The sequence below is a fragment of the Pseudomonadota bacterium genome (assembly GCA_036339585.1).
Taxonomy (GTDB): Bacteria; Pseudomonadota; Alphaproteobacteria; order UBA8366; family UBA8366; genus UBA8366.
The window spans coordinates 227,148-252,933 of record JAYZAS010000001.1; the positions used below are offsets into that span (position 1 = coordinate 227,148).

Here is a 25,786-nt window from a genome sequence, read left to right on the forward strand (position 1 = left end):
CCATGTCTCTTATTCCAAATACCACAAAAAATAAACTCTCGGATGGCAAGATTGCTTTCTGCTTTGGTCTGCGCGTGGGACGTACTGTTAATGCGGGCATGATTGCGAGAACCTGTAATTTTGATTGGCTATTTATCGATATGGAACATGGTACGTTCGACGTTGACCTAACATGCCAAATTGCATCGACTTGTCTTAATACTGGCGTCACACCTATCGTTCGCATACCAGGCCATCAGCACTTCCACGTCGCTCGTGTCTTAGATGGTGGTGCGCAAGGTATCATTGCGCCACACGTCGATAATGTCGACCAAGCGAAGGCTATTGTGTGCGCGGCAAAATATCCGCCAATCGGCAAACGCTCTATGAGCAATAATTTACCCCAATTCGGCATGAAGCAAATGCCGGGAGGTGATCTCGCTCAGCAGCTTAATCAAAATACTCTTGTGATAGTTATGCTTGAGACACCTGAAGCTATTGACAACGCAGAGGCCATTGCAGCAGTTGAGGGTGTTGATGTCTTGATGATAGGCACGAACGACCTTTGTGCTGAGATGGGTATACCAGGCCAGTTTGATAATGAACGCACCATCGATGCTTATACCAAGATGATTGGAGCGTGCCAAAACGCTGGAAAATATGCGGGCATGGGTGGCATTTACGATCACACACTAATGGAAAAATATATTCAAATGGGAGTACGTTTTCTTTTAGGTGGGGCCGACCTCGGTTTTATTATGAGTGAGGCCACAATGCGCTCGAAGTTTCTACGAAATCTAGTTTAGTTTGATACGGAACGCACCCGCTATTTGCGGGAAGCAAAACACGTTAAACGCTAACCCCTAGCCTTGGCGTGCTTTGAACCTTGGATTTGTCTTGTTAATTACATACACTCGACCACGACGACGAACCACACGACAATCTTTGTGTCTGCTCTTCATGGATTTTAACGAATTCACAACTTTCATTGGTCTATTCCTAAAAAAATAATATGAAAATTCTAGTGTTGCTTGGCCAAACTGTCAATGGCGGCGAAACCATCTCAAATAGAATCGGTTGGGGCCATTATACTGTGATGATTCACAAACCGCTTTGCAGCACCGACAGGCATTAAATTTATTGAATTAATAATCAGAGCCTCTGCGATAGCTTCGAACTGCATAGATAAGTTTTGTGTTTTAACTCTGAAAAACATGACCCTACAGAATTTTTCGTTTTCTCAAATCAGCCAATTCAGCGTCTGAAAGGCCTAGTTTTTCAAACAGAACTTCATCTGTATGCTCACCCAATAATGGTGGTGGCAGGCGGTAACTCACCGGAGTTTCCGATAATTTAAGCGGACTAGCTATCATTTTCGCCTTTTCATCACCTGTTGCAGGATGCTTCATCTCAATGATCATCTCGCGCGCTAATACATGGGGGTCACTGAAAACGTCGGAAAGACTGTTAATTGGCCCACATCCAATTTTTGACTTTTCAAGGTTTTCTAGCCACCAAGCAGAGGAATTCTGTCTCGTGATTTCATTTAAAACAGGTGTAGTATAATTCCTGTTTTTTACACGCTCTACATTGGTCGAAAACCGCTCGTCTTTTAATAATTCCTTGCAACCTGCGACATCACAGAACCTCTCGAAGGTATCATCATTTCCCACTGATAATACGATATACCCATCAGCTGTGGGCATAACTTGATACGGCAAGATATTCGGGTGATTGTTTCCAAGACGTTCAGGGTTCTGGCCGGTCGCAAGATAATTCATACCTTGATTAGCGAGCCAAGCAACGTGAGTATCTAACATTCCAATATCAATAGCTTGACCTTGACCAGTTGATTGTTTGTGCCGCACAGCAGCCAGTATCCCTACACAAGCATACATTCCAGCCATTAAATCAGCAATTGATACTCCGACCTTCATCGGTTCGCCATCCGGTTCACCTGTTAAACTCATAACGCCTCCCATTGCCTGAATCAGTGCGTCATAACCGGGACGTAAGGCATAAGGACCAGTCTGACCGAAACCTGTTATGGAACAATAAATGAGACCCGGGAAATCTTCCTTAAGTTGCTCGTAACCAAGATTGTATTTTTGCAGCGTTCCCGTCTTAAAATTTTCTGCTAAAATATCGCATTCTGACAGTAATCTGCGTGCTAACGCCTGTCCATCCGGATCTGCCAAGTTGAGTGTAATGGAACGCTTGTTGCGATTGGCTCCTGCAAAATAGGCACTTTCACTGCTATCTTCACCAGCGCTGTTAGTAAGGAAAGGAGGAGCGAAGCTGCGGGTGTCATCGCCTACACCTGGACGCTCTATCTTGATTACCTCAGCTCCCAAATCTCCCAATATCTGGGTGCAACTTGGTCCCGCGAGAATGCGTGTTAAATCTAAAACTTTCAAACCCTCTAACGGACCAGTCATGATAAAGTTCCTTCAATTGTATGTGAATTATAGTAACGCGCCGCTCTTCTACCGCAGCCTGTTAGGTTTCCACAAGACCAAGGTCTAAATAGTAATATGAACGCAATTTTTTTCTTCATTGTTTTAATCTCATTTCTAGTCGCCAGCTGGCGCCAACTCACTGAAGCTGTTATGGCTGGAACGCCTACGGCAATGGAGACGCTGGGGGCAGGGATCATCGACTCCGCCAAAGATTCTGTCACCCTAGTGTTGGGCCTCATAGGCGTGATGGCACTTTTTTTGGGTTTAATGAAGGTTGCAGAAAATGGCGGACTGCTGACAATCATCGCCAAGCTGATGAGGCCTATTTTGGTCCGCTTATTCCCTGATGTTCCAGACGGACACCCTGCAATGGGGGCAATGATAATGAATTTGTCAGCTAACGTGATGGGGCTGGGTAACGCCGCCACCCCTTTTGGTATTCGTGCAATGCAGGAGCTTGATCGCATCAACCCACACAAAGGAACAGCAACAGACTCAATGGTCCTCTTCCTTGCAATCAACACCTCTTCAATAACCATCTTACCGACCGGCGTCATTGCGTTACGTGCTGCTGCCGGTTCAACTGATCCCGCCGGCATAGTGCCGACGACGCTTTTCGCCACGCTTTGTTCAACCATTGTTGCAATAGTAGCAGCAAAATACCTCCCAAGAATTTGGGCAAAGGAGCGGGTCGCAAACTCTGATATAGACGAAGAGAAAGCCGGCAAAGTGTCAAAAACACGGCGACAATCTCAACCAAACCCAATTATCGCAGAGGCTGTTGCGATCGTTGATCAAGGGCAGACCTATCCATTATGGGCAACATTTCTTGCGCTCGGCACAGTGATTTTATTTATCCCCATCACAATTTTTTTTGGCAGCATGATCTCTCCTTGGATCATTCCGAGCCTCGTGTTGAGCTTACTGGCATTTGGCTACATTCGCGGTGTTGCAATTTATGAGTCGTTTGTTGATGGTGCGCGGGATGGCTTCGAGATTGCTGTACGTATAATTCCATTTTTAGTTGCAATACTGGTGGCAATCGGGATGTTCCGCGCAAGTGGAGCAATGGATTTATTGATAAGTCCCCTCGGCTTGGTCACTGCATATATAGGCCTACCTGCCGATGCCTTGCCTATGGCAATTTTACGCCCACTATCGGGTTCAGGGGCATATGGTATTCTTGCATCAACGATCCAAGATCCTGCTATAGGCCCCGATAGTTACACAGGATATCTTGTAAGCACGCTCCAAGGCTCCACAGAGACTACTTTCTATGTACTTGCGGTTTATTTTGGAGCAGTACAGATTCGTCGCATCCGTCATGCACTGGCTGCTGGGTTGCTAGCTGATGTTGCCGGCGTTGCAGCGGCCATCATGATTTGCAGTATTTTGTACGGCAACTAGAGTGCCATGGCACGGGCTTTGCAGCACAAGGTAAATGGGTTTCACAAACTTTACAGGCTAAGAGGGTATTCATGCTGCCAAAAACACGGGGTTCAAGACGATTGAAAGGTTCTGTTAAGTCAAACCTTCAAAAATGGATAAAAAACCTCATAGAACCCGCCACGTTAGAAGCCATTTTTTGCGATAGCAAGGCCCAGTTGACGAAGGGCAAAGATCAAAGTCATTTAGTCGCAATAGCTGATGCCGTGATCAATGAAACGGATGCATTGTGGGCTGAGCTGAAATCGGAACAACCAAATTATGCTTGCCGCAAGGGGTGTTCATGGTGTTGTCACCAAAATGTATCCGTTACATGGCCTGAGTTATTAAAAGTGCTCTCATATATTTTAAAAATAAAAAATGCAAAAGGCATTCTATCGCTTGCGAAGAGAATAAAAAGTCATTCGCAAAAGGTTGCAGGGAAATCCTCTAACAATAGGTTTGATAAAAAGCTTGCATGCGTATTTTTAAAGGGTAACCGTTGCACAATACACTCCGCTCGTCCCTTGCAATGCCGCGGCGGTTTCTCTGAAGAGGAAGAATACTGTCGTGACCTCCTAAAGAATCGAACCATAACTCAATCTACAATCCGAAACCGCACCCGTATTGGAAAATATTTAGTGGCCCCAAAAATGATTTACAACAGCGCACAACTTGGGCTGTCTAAAGCACTAGATGACGAAAACCTTGACGGAAATATATATGAGCTGACAGCTGCCATGACGATTCTCATGGAGCATGTAAAGAAAAAAAGTCTAAATGAAATCACCCCAGATGACCTAGCACCCGCTTTGTTGACAAAGACAAAAGGTGAATATGTCACCCGGAAATTTTAATAATAGTAACTACATTATCGTCGACGGAGCCAGTCTAGAGCATGTTCAAGCTGCGCATCAGTTTTCTCTTTCTTGCCTGACAACACCTCGATATGCGGTGTAATACCACCCTCGACTGTGCGACCCGATGGCGTAAGATAAATAGACGTTGTTAATTTGAGACGCTCCTCAGCCGAAAGCGGCAAAATTGTCTGCACAGAGCCTTTCCCAAAAGTCCGAGACCCTATCAAAGTTGCACGTAGGTTGTCTTTTAAAGCACCTGCTACAATCTCTGCGGCCGAGGCAGAACCTTTATCGATCAGCACTACCAATGGCCTGCCCCTGGAAAAATCACCCTTTGTAGCTCGGTAGTGATAATCACTGCTACGAGCTCGCGTAGAGACGATACGGCCCTTGTCTAAAAATAAATCGGCCACCTCAACCGATTGATCAAATAGCCCCCCCGGGTTTCGGCGAAGGTCTAACACAAAACCTTTAAGGCTATTTCCAAGATTATCCCATATAGTCGAAATAGCCGCTTGGACTTCCGCTCCAGTTCGATCAGAGAACCTACTTACACGTATGTAACCAATATTTTTCTTAAGAGAAACACGAACGGAAGCGACTTTTATAACAGCCCTTTCAATTGACAGATTAAATCTCGGTAGTTTTTGCCGCTTTATAGCAAGTTTCACAATACTTCCCGGACGGCCGCGTAATATCAGCACCGCGTCTCGCAATGCCATTTTTGCGAATGATTTCCCATCAGCACTCAGGATATGATCACCTGGTTGCACGCCGGCAGCTGCAGCTGGTGTTCCATCGATAGGCGAAATAACTTCGATATACCCTTGACCCATGCGGACCTGAATGCCTATGCCCCCAAATTCTCCGCTTGTCTGATCTCTAAGCGCTCGCCAATGCGCTGCATCAAGATAACTGCTGTACGGGTCTAAAGATGCCAGCATGCCTTGGATCGCCGAATCAACTAATACGCGATTACTAACATTATTTGGATCGGGTACGCTCTTACGCATACCCGCTGCTGCCGCTAACAATAGCGACTCCTTATCCACTTCATGAACATACAATGTGCGAACTCGGTCGAAAACTTGAGCGAACAAAGATAAATCCGAGTGTGCCAACCTCACATCCATTGGCATCTGGGTTGATAATTGTCCGACAGAAGAAGTTGCTTGTCTATATCGGGTTATATCCGTAGCAAGCCATCTGCTAGCAGCATCACTCTCTGAATTTAAAGAATAATTATGACACCCCGAAACAAAAGTACATGAAATGATTAATAAGCACGCACGGACTAAATTCATGAAATTGACCTTACACTCCTGTTAAATAGGTACGCCCAAGTGGCGGTAATCACGGTGCTACGGAGCAATAACAAAGACTAAGATTTGAGTTCAAAGCTGAGGTTAAACTCCAAAAAACTAAACTAGAATATCCCCCCACGCTAAAGAAGTGACAAAAGTCAGAATGCTCCGGTAAAAAAATGTTGAAACCTCTCTATTTTCAGACGCATTTAGTTTTTTTATTCTTGTAGCGTAGATTTTCACGGTTGAGTTCGTCGAGCTTTGTTACCCCCATGAGTTTCATCCCACGCTCTATTTCGTTTCTTAAGTTTCCTAGGGCTTTTTCTACCCCGGCTTGACCTGCAGCTGATAAAGCATAGAGATACAAGCGCCCGCCAGAACATGCCTTCGCGCCCATCGAAAGGGCCTTTAGCACGTGAGTACCCCGCTGGATCCCTCCTTCACAAATAACATCAATTTTGTCGGCTACTGCATCACAAATCTCAGCAAGTTGGTCAAACGGCGCTCTTGACCCATCCAACTGGCGGCCCCCATGGTTAGAAACCATGATACCTGTGCATCCGATATCAACAGCACGCTTTGCATCCTCTACACTCATTACGCCCTTCAATGCAAAATGACCATTCCATTGAGAGCAAAGCCTTTCAGCATCCTTCCAATTCATCGATTGATCGAGCATGGTTGAAAAATAATCACCCACGGATACGGCCATATTGGTGCCAGCCTCTACATGGCCTGAGAGATGCGGCATATCAAATTTTTCTTTTGTCAAGAAGTTCCACGCCCATCCGGGATGAGTCACAAAACTCAGCAACGAGCCCGGCGTAAGCCTCGGAGGCGAGGTAAACCCTGTACGCAAGTCACGTTCTCTATTCCCACCTGTAATTGTGTCAACAGTCAATGCGAGAATACCAAAGTTAGCTGCTCGTGCCCTCTCTAGCAATGCATCATTCAATCCACGATCTTTGTGAAAGTAAAATTGAAACATCTTCGGCGTATCTGTGATTTTTGCAATCTCCTCAACAGTGACAGTAGCTAATGAGGAAACTCCAAACATAGTTCCATATTTGGCTGCTGCTCGAGCTACGGCTCTCTCACCTTCATGATGAAACAATCGCTGAAGAGCGGTAGGGGCGCAATAAAGCGGCATATCAAGTTGCTGCCCCATTACTTCCACTGACATATCTACGTGTTGCACGCCCGCAAGGACATTTGGAACGAGGTCAACATCGTCGTAGGCCTCAGTGTTACGTCGATATGTCAACTCATCATCTGCAGCACCATCAATATAATGAAAGATCGGCCCGGGCAAACGTCGTTGTGCTAGCAATCTAAAATCATTGAAATTATGACAGTTTTGTAAACTCACCAAATTGTACCTCCAACCATCCCTAGTGTTAAAAAAGTAGACGCAGCAAGTATAGGTAAGCTACTCATCGAATTCGTACACAATACAGTACAAAGTTATAGCCTTAAATTGAAGAAGCGTTTCTATCTGTCACATGCATGATCATTGGACTAAGCTGCATTAAATTAACTATGGCAAAGTTGTTATAAACTAACCTGATTAAGTTGAAGTACCCAGGATTATTCCGGCCGTCAAACGCCTTTGATCCGTCGGCAACTAGCGAGTATCCATAATGTTAAACAAGGCCAAAACAGCATTCAAAAATCTCTTGCTTACAGTAATTAGCCTTCTCGTTACCTTGGAAATATTCAGTGCACTCGCGACACGTCTGTTCGATCTTCCGGCTAATTTACCAAATTATAAAATCCCAGCTTTTAAACCATTTTGGTCCGACATTAACCCTATTTGGGGTGTTTGGCATGAACCACACTCACGCTATGACCATGTTCGAAAATGTTATCGCGCAGTCTATACGGCTAATTCCCACGGGATGCGCGACCGGGAGCGCGCTATTGATAGTCTGGAAAAAAGGGTAATAGTTCTCGGCGATTCATTTACAGAAGGATTTGGACTTAAGGATGAAGAGCGTTGGACTAACATGCTGGAGGAGACGACAGGCATAGCGCATATGAATTTTGGCAATGCCGGCATATTTGGTCCTACACAATACATGTTACTCTACAAAAATTTCGCAAAAAAATTTAAACACGATGGTATTATAATAGGTCTTTTCCCAGGCAATGACTTCCTCGACGACAGCCCCAAGTTTGGCCATTCGGCCTTCGGTCATCGCTATCGTCCCTATTTTGCCGAAACAGACTACGGTTATAAACTTTATTATTTCAACGAAGCTGAACTCGGTGATGCACCTGAGCGTCAAAAAAGAAAATCATTCTCGCGTGGCGCTCGTCAAGTGTTCCGGAATTTCACTCACTCGGTAAATGTGATCGAATACGTAATTGGGTTGGTACGCCAGTGGAGCGGAGCAAAAATACACGGTCGGAATTTTATATTTAATTATTCTGGATATGCCGATTATGATGATTCGGACTGGAAGCGTTTCTCATACATTTTTGGACAATTGCGAAAATCTGCAGGTAAGCGGCCTATACTCATCGTGCTAATTCCAAGGCCTGGTGATTTTCTTTACATGAGGCAAGGTAAGCCCCTTAAACTACAACGAGACCTTGAAGCGCTAGTATCGCAATACCCGAATACCAGCATGATAGACTTGCTACCAGTTCTCGCAGAACCTGAGGACTGGACGCGATATTATCAAATTTGTGATGGACATTGGACCCCTCTTGCTAATCGATTGGCAGCTAATGAGATTGCGGCTGCACAATTTTACCAGGCATTACAGGCCTTTTACCTCAATCGAGTTAAGACCACACAGAACCAATAGCATTATTGATTTTGAACTTCATAGGATCAGCCGCCATCCTTCAAAATAGATTTGAAAACAATTCCGGCCTTATTCGGCGTTTAGGTCCACGCATGTTCACAACGAAAACAGCCTTATGGGACAGTTAAACGCCAGACCGTAGCCATACTAAATGAATTTGTTTATTGTATTGTCAGCAATTTGAAGCAGAATAGATGGGTGCAATAATTAGAGGGTTTTAGGTATGAATGGTGGTGAAGTAGTTGTTGATGTAATGCTATCGCGAGATGTGGATACGGTTTTCTTTGTTCCAGGCGGAACTAACACTACGATTTTAGAAGCACTCAGCCGCAATCGAAACAAGGTCCGCGCAATTCCCACTAGGCTAGAGTCCTCTGCGGCTTTTGCATGTGAGACCTACTCAAAGTTCGCCAAAAAACCTGCTTGTATGCTCGCAAGCCGTGCGCCTGGTGCTTGTAACGCCACTGTGGGAATTCACACGGCAATGCAAGCCTCACGACCACTTGTTTTCTTCATTTCAAATATTCCAAAACCACAGCAAGGGCGCGAGGCTTTCCAAGAAATAAATTATCATCTCATGTATCAACCGATAGCTAAAGCGGTCTTTGATGTCCACTCCTATGATGAAATTGCTGAGGTCACTGCACGGGCCCTTGATCTCTCAATCAGCGGCCGACCGGGCCCTGTAGTCGTTGCTATATCAAAAGATATTCTAGACGGACCCGAAGGAGAACCCGTTATCCCAGCAAAGGCTGCTGTTGTTCGTGCAGGAGTAGATCCAATAGCAATTAAAGAGGCAATAAGGCTGATTGACACGGCCCGCCATCCCATCTTGATAGCCGGGGAGATGATTAGCTGGGAAATAGCGACGCAGGCGTTGGTCGATTTTGCAGACGCAAGTGGTGTTGGAGTTCTTACTGCCTACCGACAGCAAGATACGTTTCCAAGTGATCACGGGGCTAATTTTGGACACCTTGGTATCAATCGAATTCCTTTTCAAGAAGCTGCTCTATCAGATTGCGATTTGTTGATAGCCATGGGCACTCGGCTGGATAGTGTTACCGTAAACGATTATACTATGATCCGATCTAATCAAAGGTTAGTAATGGTCTATCCCGAACCATCAGAGTTTTCTCAGTGGCAAGCTGATGTTGCAATAGCATCCAATGTGATGCCGGCCCTTGAGGCACTCACAAAAGGGGTTGCGGCTCCATCTAAAGAGAGAATTCAATGGCGGGATAAGGTTCATCATGAAGAAGTTAAGTTTGCCCAGCCAGGTGAAATTGAGGTTGCGGGCGCAGTAGATATGGCCAAAGTAATTACGCACTTTATTGATAAGGTGCCGCAAGACTGCATCAATATATCGGATGCTGGCAGTTTTGGGCGTTGGATTTCTCGTTATTACCGATTTAACCAACCGGATATTGAGGCCTCACCAGTGTCCGGTGCGATGGGCTATGGTGTGCCAGGTGGGATAGGTGCCCAGATTGCGAAACCCGATACAACGGTATTCGTTTGGGTTGGAGATGGAGGTTTCACTATGACAGGGCATGAGTGCGCTGCCATTGTACAAGAGGGGCTTCCGGTTAAAGTTATCGTATGCGATAACAGCGCTTGGGGATCCATTCTGACCCATCAACAAAAACGTTTCGGAGCCGATTTTCATTACGGAACATTGCTGGATAGCCCGGACTTTGCGAAGCTTGCAGAGGGCTATGGAATGGCGAGTTTTAAAGTTGAGAAGACAGAAGAATTTCCCGATGCCCTAGCCGGAGCAATGGCTCATGACGGGCCAGCATTAATCCATTTAGTGCTAGATAGTCGTGATGTTTCGCCATTCTCAAGCAGTGCGCAGTAAATGTCTACCTAGATAGTCGCATAACCGTTGCGCGAGCCTACAGGGTCCTCCTTCATCTGATAATGATACAATGGCGAGGTCAGCAAGAACCCATGCCACTGATTTACGTGCTTATTTTTTCTAAATAGAAATGATGAACTTGACCATACACTCCAAATCTTTTTGCCTTTGTATTGGGCATCATAGATGCTACCGAGATTCGAGTATAATTGACGTTTATAGAGATCAACAATGACAGAAGCACGACAAAAAAATAATCTCCGTGGTATTTGGTTGATGATTGTTGGCTCAGCTGTACTAGTCGCCAGCGACGCAGTGAGTAAAATTTTAACAGAAACATATCCGGTTTGGCAGGTACTGACCCTGCGCCATATAGGCGCGCTTGTCGCTATCTTGATTTACGCCCTATTTGTAACAGGCTGGGAAGCGTTGCGGGTAAATTACTGGCCTGGTCAAATCCTTAGGGGTGCAATTTTTTTTGGGACAGCAATATTTGTTATATGGAGTTTACAGGTTCTACCGCTTCCCACTTTCACAGCAATAGTCTTCACTGGGCCATTCTTTGTAGCGGCTATGTCGGGGCCGTTACTCAATGAAAAGGTGGAATGGCGGAGATGGATGGCAGTCCTTATTGGTTTTGCTGGGATGTTAATAATCGTGCGCCCTGGCGCACCGAATTTTGAATGGTTTCTCGTACTCCCGATCTGTGCAGCGATTTTCGCTGCATTCCGTGATATTATCACACGGAAAATATCTGGCTCTGAAACGTCAATTGCTATTTTGTTCTGGTCCACCATCATAGTCACTTTTGCAAGTCTCCTTGCTATTCCGCTTGGTTGGAACAGTCTGAGCTGGGCAGATGCGGGTCTATTCTTTATTAATGGTATTCTGAATGCCGGTGCCCATTTTTTAATTATTGAGGCATTGCGCTACGGAGAAGCTGCGCTAATTTCACCCTTCCGGTATTCAGCCCTTTTATGGTCAATCCTCTTTGGCTTAGTGATTTGGAACCATATACCTGATCCGTGGGTGTTTTTAGGAAGTGCCGTGATCGCAGCTAGCGGAATTTACATGATAAGACGCGCATCTTACCTAACCTCAAAAACGCATTAGGCTGCTACCGCTTGTTCTTGCCAACTCTTAGTCAAATCAAGGACACGATCCACGTCTTCATCATTGTTGTAAAAGTGTATACCGAACCGCAATACCCCACGTCTGATTGAAAGCCGAACATCATTGGCCCACAAGTAATCAAACAGCGACTGTAATTCCCCACTGCCTGCGCCTTCGTGATTTTCCAGATCCATCTCCCCTACTGTAACAATGTGTGTACGAAGTGGGTCGTCAAGATCACCGCAAACGTCAAGGCCGAGTTGATGCATGCCGCTTGCAAGTCGGCGCGCCAATCGACAATTTCTTTCTTCAATTGCCGCTGAGCCAAGCTCAAGCATACGATCTAGTGCTGGTTCAGTTGCAGCAGCGGCGGGAAAATTATAATTGCCCACCTCAAAGCGTCGTGCGCCCGGCATCAGGTCGAATTCTTGATCGCCAGCCGCTGCCTCGTGTGTGTCATCACCGAGATTAACGCCAAACCTCGCCAAACGTTCCGGGCGAAGCGCGTTGGCTGCTTCCATTCTACAATACAAAAATCCCATACCGTAAAGACCCTGCAATCCTTTCTGGGTTGAGACGGCCATGGCATCCACCATTAGCTCTTCAACATCTGTCTTCAAAACACCGCAAGACTGCACTCCATCTACCAGAAAAAATACACCACGGTCCCTGCAGGCCTTCCCAAGTTTAGGCACATTAGTCCGCATGCCAGGCGAGTATGTTACGGTAGAGCAGGTTACAAGCTTGGTGCTGGGGGTTATGGCATTTATCATGCCCTCAACATCAATCTGGCCATTTACGCTCGGTACATCGATTATTTTCACCTGCGATTTGTCACGAACGTTGTACCAAGGGTAAACATTATTTGGATGTTCGAGATCAGACGTAAGAACAACATTATCATTCGGTTTAAAAGGAATTGAGCCGGCAATTGTATTCAGACCATCTGAAACATTCTTCATAAAAGCAATTTCTTCCGAACTTGCGTTGATTAAACGAGCAAACTTTTCCCTAACACGTTCAATAAGGCGAAACATTTCCGGCTTGTCGCCACCTTCGTAAAATTGCGAGTCAACCACTTTATCAAGCGCGGCACGAGTCTGAACCGAGATCAGTGACCTAGCACCTACATCAAAATATGTTAACTTTTTTGTTGCCGGATAATCGCTACGGATTTTCTCGAAGACAGCTTCATCGTTCATAGTGCAGACCCTTTTCTAAAACTTGGGTTTTAATTTAACAGATTTTCCTATCAAATGGGAGAAATGATACATTAATCATTATTATATCATCATAAAACATGTGGGCTTAACTTAGAGGCTCTTCGAATATGAATAATGAAATTATTAACCTTTTGCAAAAGGGTTTTGATCTAATCCCCCACCAACAAAATGTCAGCGTCTCGTAATGGACGACAGAGTACGCCCCATCTTGGAAGCTGGATTTGGCGCCCATCAAGCGGGTGAACTTGAAATAGCTGAAGGTAATTATCGTCATGCCCTAACGATTGAACCGGCCAATAGCGACGCACTTCATCTACTTGGTGTTTTATTGATGCAGAAAGGTAATATTGAAGCTGCTATATGCTCCATCAAGGATTCTATTGAAATTGATCCTGAAAACCCGAGTGCGCTAGATCACCTTGGCGTGATGTTAGCAGACACCGGCGAATTGAAAGAAGCGATTGTTTGCTTTACCCAAGCCCTTTACCTTGCACCCGACTACGGTTCGTGTTGGCGCAACTTTGGCTACGCAAAAGAATTAGCTCGAGACTGGTCCGGAGCAATTGAAGCTTACCAAAAAGCTATTGAGCTCGAACATAACTACGCTGCTGCTCACGCTGCACTAGGTGGAGCCTTATTACATATTGGAGCTTTTGAAGACGCATTAGAAACCTTTAACACTGCGATTTTACTCGATCCCTCGCATAAGCCAACTTTGGTAAAAAGGGCGGAAGTACTGCGCAGGCTCAAACATTTTAGCGAGGCTATAATTGCATATCGTGAGATTTTTTCTCAGCCCTCGGATAAAGCATACCTTGCTCAATACCTGGGGTTCTGCCATCTGGAAGGTGGAAATGACATCGATGCGCTTACCGAGTTTAATGCTGCGCTCAGATTACAGCCTAATATGGTTGACTCAGCTCTTGGCGCAGCGGGTTGTCTTATGCGCCAAGGTAATCTTGAAACAGCGGCAATGCGCTTGAACACTGTTCTCAGACATACCCCAGGCCATACTCAAGCTATGACTTATAAAACAATACTTCACCAATTAGCAGGCGAGAAAGATAAGGCTGCCCAAATTACTAATCTTAATCGTGATATTTCAATTGTAGAGTTGCCGTTGCCCGAAGGTTATGTCAATAAGCTAAATTATACTAGTGACTTGGCTGAAGCGTTAAATATAAATCCAACGCTACGAACGGACCCTCCCGCAAAATCAACACGCGGCGGACAACAAAGCGGTGAGCTCTCTATCTTTGATAACCCCATCGTGGAGAGTTTTGTCTCGACACTCCATCAATTTTTACAAGAATATCTGGCATCACTTACACCACAACCAAATCACCCGCATTTCCGGGCTAAACCAAATAAATTTCGCCTGGATTGCTGGTCAACCCTATTGAATGCAGAGGGCTATCAGCTGCCCCACAACCATCCAAGCGCGTGGCTTAGTGGCGTATATTACGTCCAATTACCACCCGAGATTAAATCTGCAGATGAAACTCACGCTGGATGGATCGAATTTGGTGCTTCTGGATATGGGCTACCTGACCATTCGGGACCGCTGCGGCTTATTACACCAAAAGTCGGGCATATGGTGTTGTTTCCATCCTATTTTTTGCATCGGACCGTGCCGTTCCATTCTGACACACAAAGGATCAGCATAGCCTTCGACATCGTGCCCATTTAGAAATCTGAAACTCCGAGAGGACGCAATGGCATTTGAAGAGAAGATTAAAGAGCATGAAGAACGGCGCAAAAAAGCTACTGCAATGGGAGGTGCTGAAAAACTCAAAAAACGAAAAGCTTCTGGTCATCTCAATGCCACAGAACGTGTTGATTACCTTTTCGACAACGAAACCTTCAGGGAAACCGGGTTATTTGGGACGTCTTATCTTGACGACATAAAAGACCAGACACCCCGTGATGGTAAAATCTGTGGATTTGGACAGGTGGCTGGCCGCAAAGTTGGAGCTGTAGCATATGACTTCACTGTGAAAGGATCTTCTTCCAGTTACACAAACAATAAAAAAATGTCCCACGTCAAAGACACAGGAAACAAGAGGGGTATACCCGTAGTTTTTCTGGGAGAATCTACTGGCGTACGAATGCCAGATGTCATGGGTGAAGGTATGGGGTTCACAGCTGAAGGCCCTCGCTTCCTCCGGCGTCGAAAAGCACCTTGGGTGTCAGCCCAACTAGGGATGTGTTTCGGCTCGAGTGCCTGGCACGCAGTATGCTCAGATTTCAATGTTATGCGTAAAGGCGCAGTGATGGCTGTTGCTAGTCCACGCATGGTGTCAAAAGCTGTTGGTCACAATGTAAGTGGGGAAGATTTAGGTGGCTGGCGTATTCATGCATCCCAAACCGGTTTTGCAGACGTAGTAGCAAACACCGACGAAGAGGCGATTGATGTTATAAAACAATTTCTGAGCTATTTGCCCAGCCACCAAAATGAAACTGCACCGATCGCCCCCGTTCCCGAAGGCTCTGGCGATGGTTGCAAAGATATTTTGAAAATGATGCCAGAGTCGCTCGCGCAAACTTACGACGTTCGGAATATCATTCAAGTTATTACAGACCAAAATAGTTTTTTTGAAATCAAAGAACAATTTGGTCGCTCGATTACCACGGCATTGGCTCGCATTGACGGCCAGTCTGTTGGCTTTATTGCAAATAACCCACAATTTAAAGGCGGCTGCATGGATGCACAGAGCTGCTCGAAAGTAACAAATTTTCTTGTTCTTTGTGACTCCTACAATATCCCTCTGATCTTCCTGCAGGACCAACCAGGCTTTCTTATTGGTCCGGACATTGAGAAATCTGGGATCATCGGAAAAGTGATCAACTGGATGAACGCAATGCTACAGACTACAGTGCCAAAGATATGTATCATCCTACGAAAAAGTTATGGTAGAGGGTTTATCAACATGGGGGCTGGAGGCACAGCCGAAGAAGTAGCAGCGTGGTTCACAGCTGAGGTGAGTTTCATGGACCCTCGCTCCGCGGTCTCTGTGGTTTATGGAGAAAATCTAGAGAAAGAAGATCCTGATCAATTTGCACAACATCTAGAAGAAATGGCCCGCGATACTTCCGCCTACGGCCTCGCCTCAGTTTATGGTGTCAAGGAAGTTCTAGATCCGCGCGACACCCGAGATTATTTGATTGATATGCTGGATACCCAACGAGATCGTCTTTCAAATGGCATAGGAGAACATTTACTTGAAGCTTGGCCCACCAGTTACGTATGAATGCACAACGCAACCTGAACGTTGGTCAAGCCAGACAAATCAACGAATAATCCCGAGAACCCCTACATCATTGCAAGAGCATTCCAACTGACGCCATATTCAGCTTCAAATAATTCTTTATTAAACCTAGACTAGGCCCTTGAAGTCAATGCGATGGGAATGGAATGGAATAATGTTCTTATTGTATTACATGCGTTTCTGTATAATTGCAGAGCTAAATCATAAGAGGCATCTTTCCTGTAACTTTGCCAATTAGTTAATTCTGTAAATTATAGACCCACACTAGTTTTAGGAGAAATCTTTGTACGTCGACCTTCTCTCTGTGTATCCAAGGACTGATTAAATGCAACAGTTGAAGATACCAGCAGCTTTTGTTCGTGGTGGCACTAGCAATGGATTAGCATTTTTACGAAAAAATCTCCCCGAAAATAGGGATGATTGGAAACAAATTTTTCTGGCTGCCATGGGTAGTCCAGACCCCCACAGCCGTCAGCTGGATGGCATGGGAGGGGGTATTTCTTCGCTTTCTAAAATTCTAGTAGTTGAAAAATCCAAGGTTCCAGGAGTGGATATCGACTACACATTTTGTCAGGTCTCTCCAAGAGAAAGCTGGGTTGCATATAGTAATATCTGTGGCAACATGGCCTCAGCAGCGGCACCCTTTGCATACGACGAAGGACTTATCAGTCAACAAAGTGGCGAAATTGTGGTTCGAGTGCGCAGTACCAACACAGGTGTACTTTTTGACTCACGGTTTCGTATTGATGATGGAAAATCAGCAGTAGATGGAGATTTCGAATTGCCGGGTGTAGCAGGATCCCATTCGCCTGTACGAAATGAATTTCTCGACCCTGGCGGTACAAATGCCGTCAGTTTACTGCCCAGTGACAATATTATTGATAAGCTCACCAAACGTGATGGTTCACTAATAGAAGCCTCATTAGTTGACGCAACACTTGCTGTCGCTTTTATACGCGGTAAAGATATAGGCATGACAGGCAAAGAACTTCCTGCTCAAATTGATGATGATAAAAATCTTATGTCAGAGCTTGAATATTTAAGGTGTCAAGCTGGTGTACTTATGGGATTATCAGAAAAGCCACAGAATGTGCCTGCAGTGGTGCCAAAAATAGCTTGGGTGAACCCTCCTCAAGACAGCCCATCACTCTCGGGCGAAGTTTATAAATCCACCGAAAGCGACTTTACTGCACGTATGATATCAGCGGGGAATTGCCATAGAGCATTACCATCCACCGGCTCTATCTGTACAGCCGTCGCGGCACGCATTACGGGTTCAGTAGTGCATGATATCGCGAGGCCCTCAAAAGATAAGGAAGATGATGTCAGAATCACTCATCCATCTGGTATACTAGCAGTGTCGGTCGATGTAAAAAAAATAGCAACCGGATGGCATTGTAATAAAGCTGGCGTGTATCGTTCGCAAAGGCGTCTTTTTGATGGACATGTTCTTGTGCCTGCCTCAAAAATATCAGCTTCCTTAGCACGTGAATTAAGAACAAAAATAGAAGCCAAAAGGGACAACAAAAATGACAAATGATAGTACTCCTAATTGGGAAACAATTCGAAATTTATTCCCGGCAACTAGGGAATATATTTATCTTGATGGTGCAAACAAAGGTGCCCTACCCACGTGTGTTGCCGAGGCCACGCAGGAGTGGCTGCAAATGGTTTATGACCATGCAGGAATCGGTGCATTTTCAATGGATGAGATAGAACGCACGCGGGCTGCAGTTGCCTCCACCTTCGGTGCGCCAAAAGAATGTATAGCTTTAACCAAAAATACCTCCGAGGGCATAAATATTCTTGCTCAAGGCATTGGACTGAAAGCTGGCGATAACGTCATTCTAAGCTGCGGAGAGCATGAGAATAATACCTTCCCATGGAGGCACTTGGAAAGTCGAGGGGTAGAAATACGTTGGGTGCGAGAGGATAAGAACAATATATTTCCTATAGATTCATATGAAAAACTCATAGACGCTAAAACCCGTGTTATTACAGTTGCGTGGGTCACATATGGAGTAGGCCATCGTGCTGATTTGCAGGCGCTTTCATCACTAGCTCATGAGCACGACGCCTTATTGTTCGTGGACGGAGTTCAGGGCGTTGGCATCATTAACCAAAAGATCGCCGATTTAGGAGTAGATGCTCTTAGTGCGGGGGGACACAAGGCAATGTTTAGCCTTGCCGGAGCTGGTTTTCTTTATGTTCGTAAGGAATTGATTCCTCAAATTGATCCTCCATATGCTGCAAAGTTTTCATTTGAGTCCAATGACAGAATGAAAAATAATAATGCGTTGGCTTCAGATGCGCATCGATTTGAATACGGGAACCCAAATTATCTTGGAACCTATGTGCAACGGCGTGGATCAGAATTTATAAGTAATATTGGGCTTGAGCATATCGAATCGCGTGTCCAAGCGTTGAGTACATTTCTCATAGAAAGTGCGCTTCAACGCGGTCTCAAAGTTCGTACTCCTCGCGATTGGAATAAGCGGGCAGGAATTGTGAGTTTGGACCTTGGCCATGACGCAGAACAGGTGGTCTGCGGATTGGCAAAGAAAAAAATTCGCGTGAGCTATAAAGATAGTCATTTACGCGCGACCGTTCATATATACAATAACGAAGAAGATATAATTAACTTTTTAGATGCCTTGGAGAAAGTTTAGTTCCCCCTCGACGGGACCTACAGCCATTTGCGAACTTAGGCTGTAGCAAAAGCCCCAAATATTTGTGCTCCTATGAAACCGAGTGCATCCGTTGGCTTTATTCCTGAAATACTATTAGTCATGGTTCGTCCAATAGTCACTGCGGAATATAAATACGCGCCTCAAACGGGCTAAAGATAAAAATGAATACAACAAGTATGCAGTCGGTAGGTATCGTGTTGCCCAGCAGGGTAATTGCATTCTTCCTTTGCGATAGGGAAGTCCCGATTATCCCTGACCCAAAATGGTAGCCAATAATAAGCTGGCACCAATAGTCTCGGCTGCTATTTTTTGGCTGGGAGAAACTTTTTGCACTACACAATACCAATTACTGATTAAATATCTTGCCAATTGCAAAAAAGAATTGAAGATAACAGCATCCAACTTTGAAAAACCGCAAATTTTCTACCGTAGTAAGGTCGTAATTATTACTTAGCCACATTCAATCTCTTGGTCCCCTTGCAACACGTCCAGCCCCGCTATCTCGACTGCTGCAATGTACACAGAACTGTCGCCAACCCCTGACCAGGAACCATGAGACCAATGCCTGGGGCGACGCCGAGCCAACCTTCAACTAAAGATGAAAAAAAATTCTCGAACGGTATTTACGAGAATGTAAGCAACCAATCCTTATGCTAGTATATGCGCACGCAGCCTACATAAACCTTTGCAATCACTGCAGTTGGTGGGCGCGGCTGGGATTGAACCAGCGACCCCTACGATGTCAACGTAGTGCTCTCCCGCTGAGCTACGCGCCCATTTTTCAACCAATGGTTAGTCATCATTATCGCATTAGCACCGAAAAGCAAGTCATGGCAAGAGCCTGAAACTTTTGTGCATTGGATAGAAAATCAATTTTCCTATGTACGCCCGTATGTCAGTCGCATTCATAAACATAGAGAAATACTCTCGCACCGACAGTGGCATAAGGTTTGCTTTTAATATGAAATTAAAGGAGAAAATTTTGGACGACTTGTTAAAGCGTTGTAAAATTTGGCTTTTGGCGGCAGCCTTAGCATTAATAATCATTGCTGCCCCATTGCGGCTAACTGCTGCACCTTTAAGTTATTCCAACCTATTGAAAAATAGTAATTTTTGTGCTCGTTCGATTGCTAAAGAGGAGCGCCGTTTAGGTATCCCCCATAAACTACTACATGCATTATCACTTAAGGAGAGCGGGAGATGGGTAAAAGAAGACCGGGCAAACATTACCTGGCCTTGGACAGTTAATGCCGGCGGTAATGGGAGGCATTTCAATAATAGGCAAAATGCAATTCGGCACGTTCTGAAGCTTCAAAAAGAGGGACAGAGAAATATCGATATTGGCTGCATGCAGATTAACCTCCATTATCACCCGAACGCGTTTAAAACTATAGAAGCCGGCTTTGACCCTGCGACCAATGTGGCATACGCAGCTAAGTTTCTCTCTGCCCTTAAGGAAAATCACGGCACCTGGCAGTTAGCCGTTCGACACTATCACTCCGCCAACCAAACCAAAAGTGGCCCTTATCAAAATAAAGTGTTCCAAATTTGGAAAGCTGCACTGCGAAATGGGAATACTAGCAGTGCCATAGCTGACGCCCAAGAAAACAAAAATTATTCTCACACAGCCCGCATAGACTACGGCAAACAGGCTGCAAAACGCACCTATGGGAAATTTTTTGCAGAGCTCAAAAGAAAATTTCCACACCGTTTTGGAACGTTCAAGAGAAGTGGCACTCCAAATATCAAACACCGAGCAGCAAACTTACTGGCTGTATGGCCTCCCAGAGGCTATGCAGCCCAACGCCGTGCTGAAAACCTCGCGCGAGCCTGGTCATTCTCAAAGCGCTCGCGCGTCAAACCAGCAAAGCTAACCCCATAACAATTCACTGGGTGGCGATACCGAGCTTCCTAAGAATTCAAGGCCATGTATACGATCCTCCGCCAAAAGTAATGGACCGTCAATATCAACGTAATCAGCACCGTGTGCGACTACGTAAGCGGGGGCCATGGCGAGCGATGTAGATATCATACAACCAACCATAATTTTAAAACCTTTTGCCATAGCATTTTTCTTCAAGCGAAGAGCCTCGGTTAATCCCCCGGCCTTATCCAATTTTATATTCACAACATCGTAAAGCCCCAATAGATGCTCCAAGTCTTGGCTGGTATGACAGGACTCATCGGCACAAAACGGAATTGTATGCGGAATGTTTGCCAGCGAACCATCTGCATCTTTTGGAAGCGGCTGTTCGATCATTTCAACACCAAGACTCTTGAGCTGTTTAGACAGTGGTTCGACCATATCCTCAGTCCATGCCTCGTTCGCATCAACAATTAAACGGGCATTTGGAGCTCCGTATCGAACAGCTTTCACGCGATCAACATCCCCATCGCCACTTATCTTCAATTTTAATAACGGCCTTGCTGAATTTCGGTGGGCAGCAGCAGCCATTTTATCAGGCGTATCTGCACTTATCGTAAAAGCAGTTGTTACAGTTCTACTCTTATCAAGCCCAACTAATTCCATGACTCTTTTCCCAGCCCGTTTAGCTTCGAGGTCCCAAAGTGCACAGTCAATGGCATTTCTAGCAGCGCATGCGGGAAGAAGGGTTTGCAGTTTCTGCCTGTCAATATGATCATCAATATCGATTTTCTTTATGCATGCGAGCACACTTTCTTGAGTTTCATTGTATCGAGGATTGGCCATGCATTCCCCACGTCCCTCAAAAGTTCCATCATCCAGTGTGACTGTTACGAGCTCGGTCTCGGTTCGGCTTCCACGAGAGATTGTAAAAACCTCTGCGAGTTTCCATTTCTCTGCTTTGGCTACAAGCTTCATGAAATGATTTTATCCACAAAGGAAGCAACTCCTTCACGCAAGGGATCAACCGCAGGGAGCCCCGTCTCTGCAGTTGCTTCTGCAAGCTCTTGTAGGCGCTCTGTGTCTGACATTCTCGAAGTATTTATCGCAACGCCGATTGTCTTAACATTCTTATTTGTTAAGCGAGCCGCTTTTTCACAAGCTTCAATAGTTTCACTCAGACTGTGAATAGGAATACTTGGAGTGCCCCTCATATGCGGGCGACCGGGGTCATGGCATAAAACCAAAACATCGGGCTGTGCACCATGAATAAGGCCAAGGGTAACTCCGGCATATGCCGCGTGGTGGATAGAGCCCTGACCCTCAATCAAGTCCCAATGTCCAGGGTCATTAGCCGGGGAGAGAGATTCAGTGGCCCCAGATATAAAATCTGCTACTACTGCATCCACGGAAACACCATCACCAGCAATAAAAATTCCCGTCTGACCAGTAGCACGAAAGCTGCAGTCAACACCGCGCGCAGACATTTCTTTTTCAATAGCAAGCGTAGTAAACATTTTACCCACCGAGGTATCTGTTCCTACAGTTAATAATCGTTTACCCGACCGCTTGTGGCCACGTCCGACATCAAATATTTTGTCAGGTTGACGGACATCAAAAAGCTGACATCCCTTTTTCTCCGCAGCTTCTTCAAGGCCGGGCACGGTGCGTAAACTGACATGAAGTCCACTAGCTATATCCAACCCTAGATCAACTGCTTTGTGCAAAGTTTGCGACCATTCATCACTTATGTAGCCACCTTGATTAGCAACCCCAATGACAAGCGTTTTTGCTCCATTCTGCATAGCGTCCTCTAGCCCCATATCAGGCAATCCAACATCTGCCATACACCCCTTGAGCCGTACCTGCCCCAAGCACCAATCTGGGCGCCAGAACGCTACACCATTTGCGGTTTTTGCTGCAAGCTGATCACCCGCATCTCCAAGAAACATCAAATATGGTGGCTTAATTTTCATTGTTTTATTCCTAAATCACCATTTTTACCCAAAATACATATTTGTTATTAGCCCTAGATAGCAATATAGCTCGCAAAAAGGCAACTTAGCCCGTTTTTCGCCTCCGATTTACCTCGGGTCCAGACTATCGAAAAACCATATTTATTGGTTGCCTTGGGTTCCGAAACTCAATTAATCCGCTACGAGCGCACTGCCATTCTTAAGATACCAATCATAGGTTTGTGCTAGCCCATCACGAAGTTTAATTTTCGGCTTCCAGCCAAGGTTGAACAATCGAGAGACATCAAGAACTTTTTTAGGTGTCCCGTCAGGACGCCCATGATCGTATTCAAACTGTCCTTTGAAGCCAACCACGTCAGCTATAGTCATGGCCAAGCCTTGGATGCTTATATCTTCGCCACAGCCAACATTTATTGGGGTTGATGAAGAATAAACATCCATTAAAAAAATACAGGCATGAGCTAAATCGTCGACATGAAGTAATTCACGCATTGGAGTGCCTGTTCCCCAAACTGAAAGTCTTTTCAACCCACATACTTTTGCTTCATGTGCTTTCCGTATCAATGCAGGAACAACGTGGCTAGTTTCGAGATCAAAGTTGTCACCTGGCCCGTAGAGGTTGGTCGGCATTATCGAAATAGCATTGAAGCCATACTGTTGTTTATAGGCTTCACAAAGCTTCACTCCAGCAATCTTCGCTATAGCATAAGCCTCATTGGTTGGCTCCAATGGCCCAGTTAACAAACTATTCTCTAGAATGGGCTGCTTCGCTAATTTTGGATAAATGCAGGATGACCCTAGAAAAGCGAGCTTTTTAACTCCGTGACGGTAAGCAGAGTCAATTACATGATTTTGTATAGTTAAATTCTGATAAAGAAATTCTGCTGGAAACGTATTATTAGCATGAATTCCACCAACGCGAGCAGCCGCCAAATAAACGTAATCCAAACGCTCCACATCAAAAAAACTATCTACGGCTTTTTGATTAGTAAGCTCTAATTCGTTCCGAGATCTAAGGATAAGATTTCCAAACCCTGCTCTCTCTAGGGCCCTTACAATTGCGCTTCCCACCAAACCTGAATGACCAGCAACAAAAATACGAGCGGTGCGATCAATTTTAGCCATTTGGCAAACCTAAAGGGCCGACTGAATGACCAGCATCGACAAGAAGCTTTTCACGTTCAGCGTGAATCATATCGTGATCAACCATCATTTCCACGAGCTCCTTAAAACCTACCTTCGGCTTCCAATTTAAGACTTGAGACGCTTTTGAAGCATCACCCAACAAATGATCCACTTCAGTCGGACGAAAATACCGTTGATCAATCACAACATGGCTTTTCCAATCAAGGCCTGCGTGTTCGAAAGATGACTCCAAAAATTCTCGCACCGAGTGAGCTTCACCGGTAGCAATAACAAAATCATCCGGCTTATCATGCTGTAACATTTTCCACATCACCTTAACGTAGTCACCCGCAAACCCCCAATCTCGTTTGGCATCCAAGTTACCGAGATATAATTTATCCTGTAATCCCAACTTGATGCGTCCAACCGCACGGGTAATTTTACGGGTTACAAATGTTTCTCCTCGCAACGGACTTTCGTGGTTGAATAAAATGCCATTGGCAATAAACATGCCGTAAGCCTCACGATAATTTTTTGCAAACCAATAGCCCGCAACTTTGCTTACAGCATATGGGCTTCGAGGTTCAAAGGCCGTAGTTTCCGACTGTGGTGGTAAAGCGCTGCCGAACATTTCCGAGGATCCGGCCTGATAGATACGCACAGATGCTCTATCCTCCTGACAGTAATCGCGAACTGCATCGAATAGTCGAAGGGTTCCTGTTGCTACAACATCTGCTGTATACTCAGGCTGCTCAAATGAAACTTTTACGTGGCTTTGTGCGGCCAGATTGTAGACCTCGGATGGCCGGACCTCCTCCAGTATTCTGCGTAATCCCGTGCCATCAGACATGTCGCCATAGTGCAAAAACAAGCGAGAGTCAGGGTCGTGGGGATCACGATATAAAGAATCAATCCGTTGTGTATTGAATATGCTAGCCCGGCGGATGATCCCATGCACCTGATAGCCTTTCTTCAATAGCAAATCCGCAAGGTAAGCCCCATCTTGCCCAGTGATGCCAGTAATTAATGCTTTCTTCATAAATTTTCCCGTTACCTTTTTCTCTCTGCTAAAGGCTAAAACCGCCGCGGTCAAGCGAGACGCTCCAAGGCGATTAAGAGCCTGAACCCTCCTTGCCGGCCAAAAAGCGGCTCCAGCGCACGTTCCAATGTCAAAAGCATCCCTACAGCAAAACCTGGTACGAGACACCAATTCCGAAACCCACCAGTCATCGGGTATGTCGCAAGCCCAAAGTATTCACGCTTCACTAGTTTTAAAGATGGATATTTTGCCTCAAATGCAGTGGTGCGCGCTGGCGTCCCGAACATAAGTGTGAGCAACGCCTGGTTCGAATCAAACGGATCAGAGCCCGATTGCGAACGGTCCGGGAGAAGCGGGTCAACCGACATATTTACTGGTTCAGGATGAAAGTATTTGTATATCAATCCACTTAGCGGAGTTATTGCTGGATCAAGTATCACTAACCGGCCTCCCGGTCGCAGAACTCTTGACACCTCAGAAAAAAAGTTGAGAGGCCTCGATATATGATGCAATACATCAAGCATAACTATATTAGTGAGTGAAGCTGATGCAAATGGTAAAGATTCGGCATCTGTAGCAAGATCCAGCCATGGAGCCGGCAAAATATCGGCCATGTAAATTTCTCTTACATGATCCCGCACATGCCCCGAGCCAGAGCCTATTTCCAACGTAGGACCATCTATTAAAAATTTAGCCATGCGCCGGTAGTAATCAGCGTAAATCATCCGCAGCGCAGGTTTTTTATTCCATATTTTACGATGGGCGACGAGACGCGGGTCGACCAGCATA

The 25,786-nt window shown here is 45.4% G+C and carries 21 protein-coding genes and 1 tRNA gene; 11 read left to right on the top strand and 11 right to left on the bottom strand.

The features are described from left to right. Positions 1–2: 2 nt before the first annotated feature. On the top strand, positions 3–785 hold the full coding sequence (locus VX941_01075) for an aldolase/citrate lyase family protein (GenBank protein MEE2932001.1): 783 nt from the start codon (positions 3–5) through the stop codon (positions 783–785). 57 nt (positions 786–842) lie between these two features. Here the strand turns inward: VX941_01075 and ykgO are convergent, their stop codons facing one another. Then, the gene (gene ykgO, locus VX941_01080; protein ID MEE2932002.1) at positions 843–968 is read right to left on the bottom strand and encodes a type B 50S ribosomal protein L36; all 126 of its coding nucleotides are present in this window, start codon (positions 966–968) and stop codon (positions 843–845) included. A gap of 231 nt (positions 969–1,199) precedes the next feature. Then, a complete protein-coding gene (locus tag VX941_01085; protein ID MEE2932003.1) occupies positions 1,200–2,417 on the bottom strand; it encodes a CaiB/BaiF CoA-transferase family protein in 1,218 nt (405 codons plus the stop codon). Positions 2,418–2,513: 96 nt separating this feature from the next. Here VX941_01085 and VX941_01090 point away from each other — a divergent pair, with 96 nt between their 5' ends. Continuing rightward, entirely contained in the window at positions 2,514–3,845 is a 1,332-nt protein-coding gene (locus VX941_01090; protein ID MEE2932004.1) for a nucleoside recognition domain-containing protein, read from the top strand. Between the two features lie 71 nt (positions 3,846–3,916). Further along, complete coding sequence (locus tag VX941_01095; GenBank protein ID MEE2932005.1) at positions 3,917–4,720, top strand: YkgJ family cysteine cluster protein; 804 nt, start codon at positions 3,917–3,919, stop codon at positions 4,718–4,720. Between the two features lie 14 nt (positions 4,721–4,734). On the opposite strand, the gene VX941_01100 is transcribed toward VX941_01095, so the two are convergent. Then, positions 4,735–6,027 (bottom strand): S41 family peptidase, encoded by a 1,293-nt coding sequence (locus VX941_01100; GenBank protein ID MEE2932006.1) that lies wholly within the window; start codon positions 6,025–6,027, stop codon positions 4,735–4,737. 199 nt (positions 6,028–6,226) lie between these two features. After that, positions 6,227–7,396, bottom strand: coding sequence for an alpha-hydroxy acid oxidase (locus VX941_01105; GenBank protein ID MEE2932007.1), 1,170 nt, complete (start codon positions 7,394–7,396; stop codon positions 6,227–6,229). A 271-nt stretch (positions 7,397–7,667) separates the two neighbouring features. On the opposite strand from VX941_01105, the gene VX941_01110 reads away from it, so the two are divergent. From VX941_01110 to VX941_01120, 3 genes are all read left to right on the top strand, one after another. Next, on the top strand, positions 7,668–8,840 hold the full coding sequence (locus VX941_01110) for a hypothetical protein (GenBank protein MEE2932008.1): 1,173 nt from the start codon (positions 7,668–7,670) through the stop codon (positions 8,838–8,840). A 223-nt stretch (positions 8,841–9,063) separates the two neighbouring features. Further along, the gene (locus VX941_01115; GenBank protein ID MEE2932009.1) at positions 9,064–10,698 is read left to right on the top strand and encodes a thiamine pyrophosphate-dependent enzyme; all 1,635 of its coding nucleotides are present in this window, start codon (positions 9,064–9,066) and stop codon (positions 10,696–10,698) included. 231 nt (positions 10,699–10,929) lie between these two features. Beyond that, entirely contained in the window at positions 10,930–11,811 is an 882-nt protein-coding gene (locus VX941_01120) for a DMT family transporter (protein ID MEE2932010.1), read from the top strand. Here the strand turns inward: VX941_01120 and VX941_01125 are convergent. Beyond that, complete coding sequence (locus VX941_01125) at positions 11,808–13,013, bottom strand: aminotransferase class V-fold PLP-dependent enzyme (protein MEE2932011.1); 1,206 nt, start codon at positions 13,011–13,013, stop codon at positions 11,808–11,810. The genes VX941_01120 and VX941_01125 overlap by 4 nt on opposite strands. A gap of 205 nt (positions 13,014–13,218) precedes the next feature. On the opposite strand from VX941_01125, the gene VX941_01130 reads away from it, so the two are divergent. The 4 genes from VX941_01130 to VX941_01145 all read left to right on the top strand — a co-directional run bounded on the left by VX941_01130 (position 13,219) and on the right by VX941_01145 (position 18,972). Next, positions 13,219–14,724, top strand: a complete 1,506-nt coding sequence (locus tag VX941_01130) for a putative 2OG-Fe(II) oxygenase (GenBank protein ID MEE2932012.1) — start codon at positions 13,219–13,221, stop codon at positions 14,722–14,724. 25 nt (positions 14,725–14,749) lie between these two features. Beyond that, positions 14,750–16,285: a carboxyl transferase domain-containing protein gene (locus tag VX941_01135; protein MEE2932013.1), complete on the top strand. Its 1,536-nt coding sequence runs from the start codon at positions 14,750–14,752 to the stop codon at positions 16,283–16,285. Positions 16,286–16,628: 343 nt separating this feature from the next. Further along, positions 16,629–17,843, top strand: a complete 1,215-nt coding sequence (locus VX941_01140) for a PrpF domain-containing protein (protein ID MEE2932014.1) — start codon at positions 16,629–16,631, stop codon at positions 17,841–17,843. After that, the gene (locus VX941_01145; GenBank protein ID MEE2932015.1) at positions 17,833–18,972 is read left to right on the top strand and encodes an aminotransferase class V-fold PLP-dependent enzyme; all 1,140 of its coding nucleotides are present in this window, start codon (positions 17,833–17,835) and stop codon (positions 18,970–18,972) included. Before VX941_01140 ends, VX941_01145 begins: the two co-directional genes overlap by 11 nt. Before the next feature lie 722 nt (positions 18,973–19,694). Here VX941_01145 and VX941_01150 read toward each other — a convergent pair. Next, positions 19,695–19,769, bottom strand: a tRNA-Val gene (locus VX941_01150). A 206-nt stretch (positions 19,770–19,975) separates the two neighbouring features. Here VX941_01150 and VX941_01155 point away from each other — a divergent pair. After that, positions 19,976–20,875 carry a hypothetical protein gene (locus tag VX941_01155; protein MEE2932016.1) on the top strand — a complete coding sequence of 300 codons (900 nt, stop codon included), beginning with the start codon at positions 19,976–19,978 and terminating at the stop codon, positions 20,873–20,875. On the opposite strand, the gene dgcA is transcribed toward VX941_01155, so the two are convergent. The 5 genes from dgcA to VX941_01180 all read right to left on the bottom strand — a co-directional run bounded on the left by dgcA (position 20,864) and on the right by VX941_01180 (position 25,785). After that, positions 20,864–21,835 carry an N-acetyl-D-Glu racemase DgcA gene (gene dgcA, locus VX941_01160; GenBank protein MEE2932017.1) on the bottom strand — a complete coding sequence of 324 codons (972 nt, stop codon included), beginning with the start codon at positions 21,833–21,835 and terminating at the stop codon, positions 20,864–20,866. The genes VX941_01155 and dgcA overlap by 12 nt on opposite strands. Further along, positions 21,832–22,833 carry an N-acetyltransferase DgcN gene (gene dgcN / locus VX941_01165; GenBank protein MEE2932018.1) on the bottom strand — a complete coding sequence of 334 codons (1,002 nt, stop codon included), beginning with the start codon at positions 22,831–22,833 and terminating at the stop codon, positions 21,832–21,834. The genes dgcA and dgcN overlap by 4 nt, the downstream gene beginning before the upstream one ends. 171 nt (positions 22,834–23,004) lie before the next feature. Continuing rightward, complete coding sequence (locus tag VX941_01170; GenBank protein ID MEE2932019.1) at positions 23,005–23,949, bottom strand: GDP-L-fucose synthase; 945 nt, start codon at positions 23,947–23,949, stop codon at positions 23,005–23,007. Position 23,950: 1 nt separating this feature from the next. Next, positions 23,951–24,997 carry a GDP-mannose 4,6-dehydratase gene (gene gmd / locus VX941_01175; GenBank protein MEE2932020.1) on the bottom strand — a complete coding sequence of 349 codons (1,047 nt, stop codon included), beginning with the start codon at positions 24,995–24,997 and terminating at the stop codon, positions 23,951–23,953. 50 nt (positions 24,998–25,047) lie between these two features. Further along, positions 25,048–25,785 carry a class I SAM-dependent methyltransferase gene (locus VX941_01180; GenBank protein MEE2932021.1) on the bottom strand — a complete coding sequence of 246 codons (738 nt, stop codon included), beginning with the start codon at positions 25,783–25,785 and terminating at the stop codon, positions 25,048–25,050. Position 25,786: the final 1 nt, after the last annotated feature.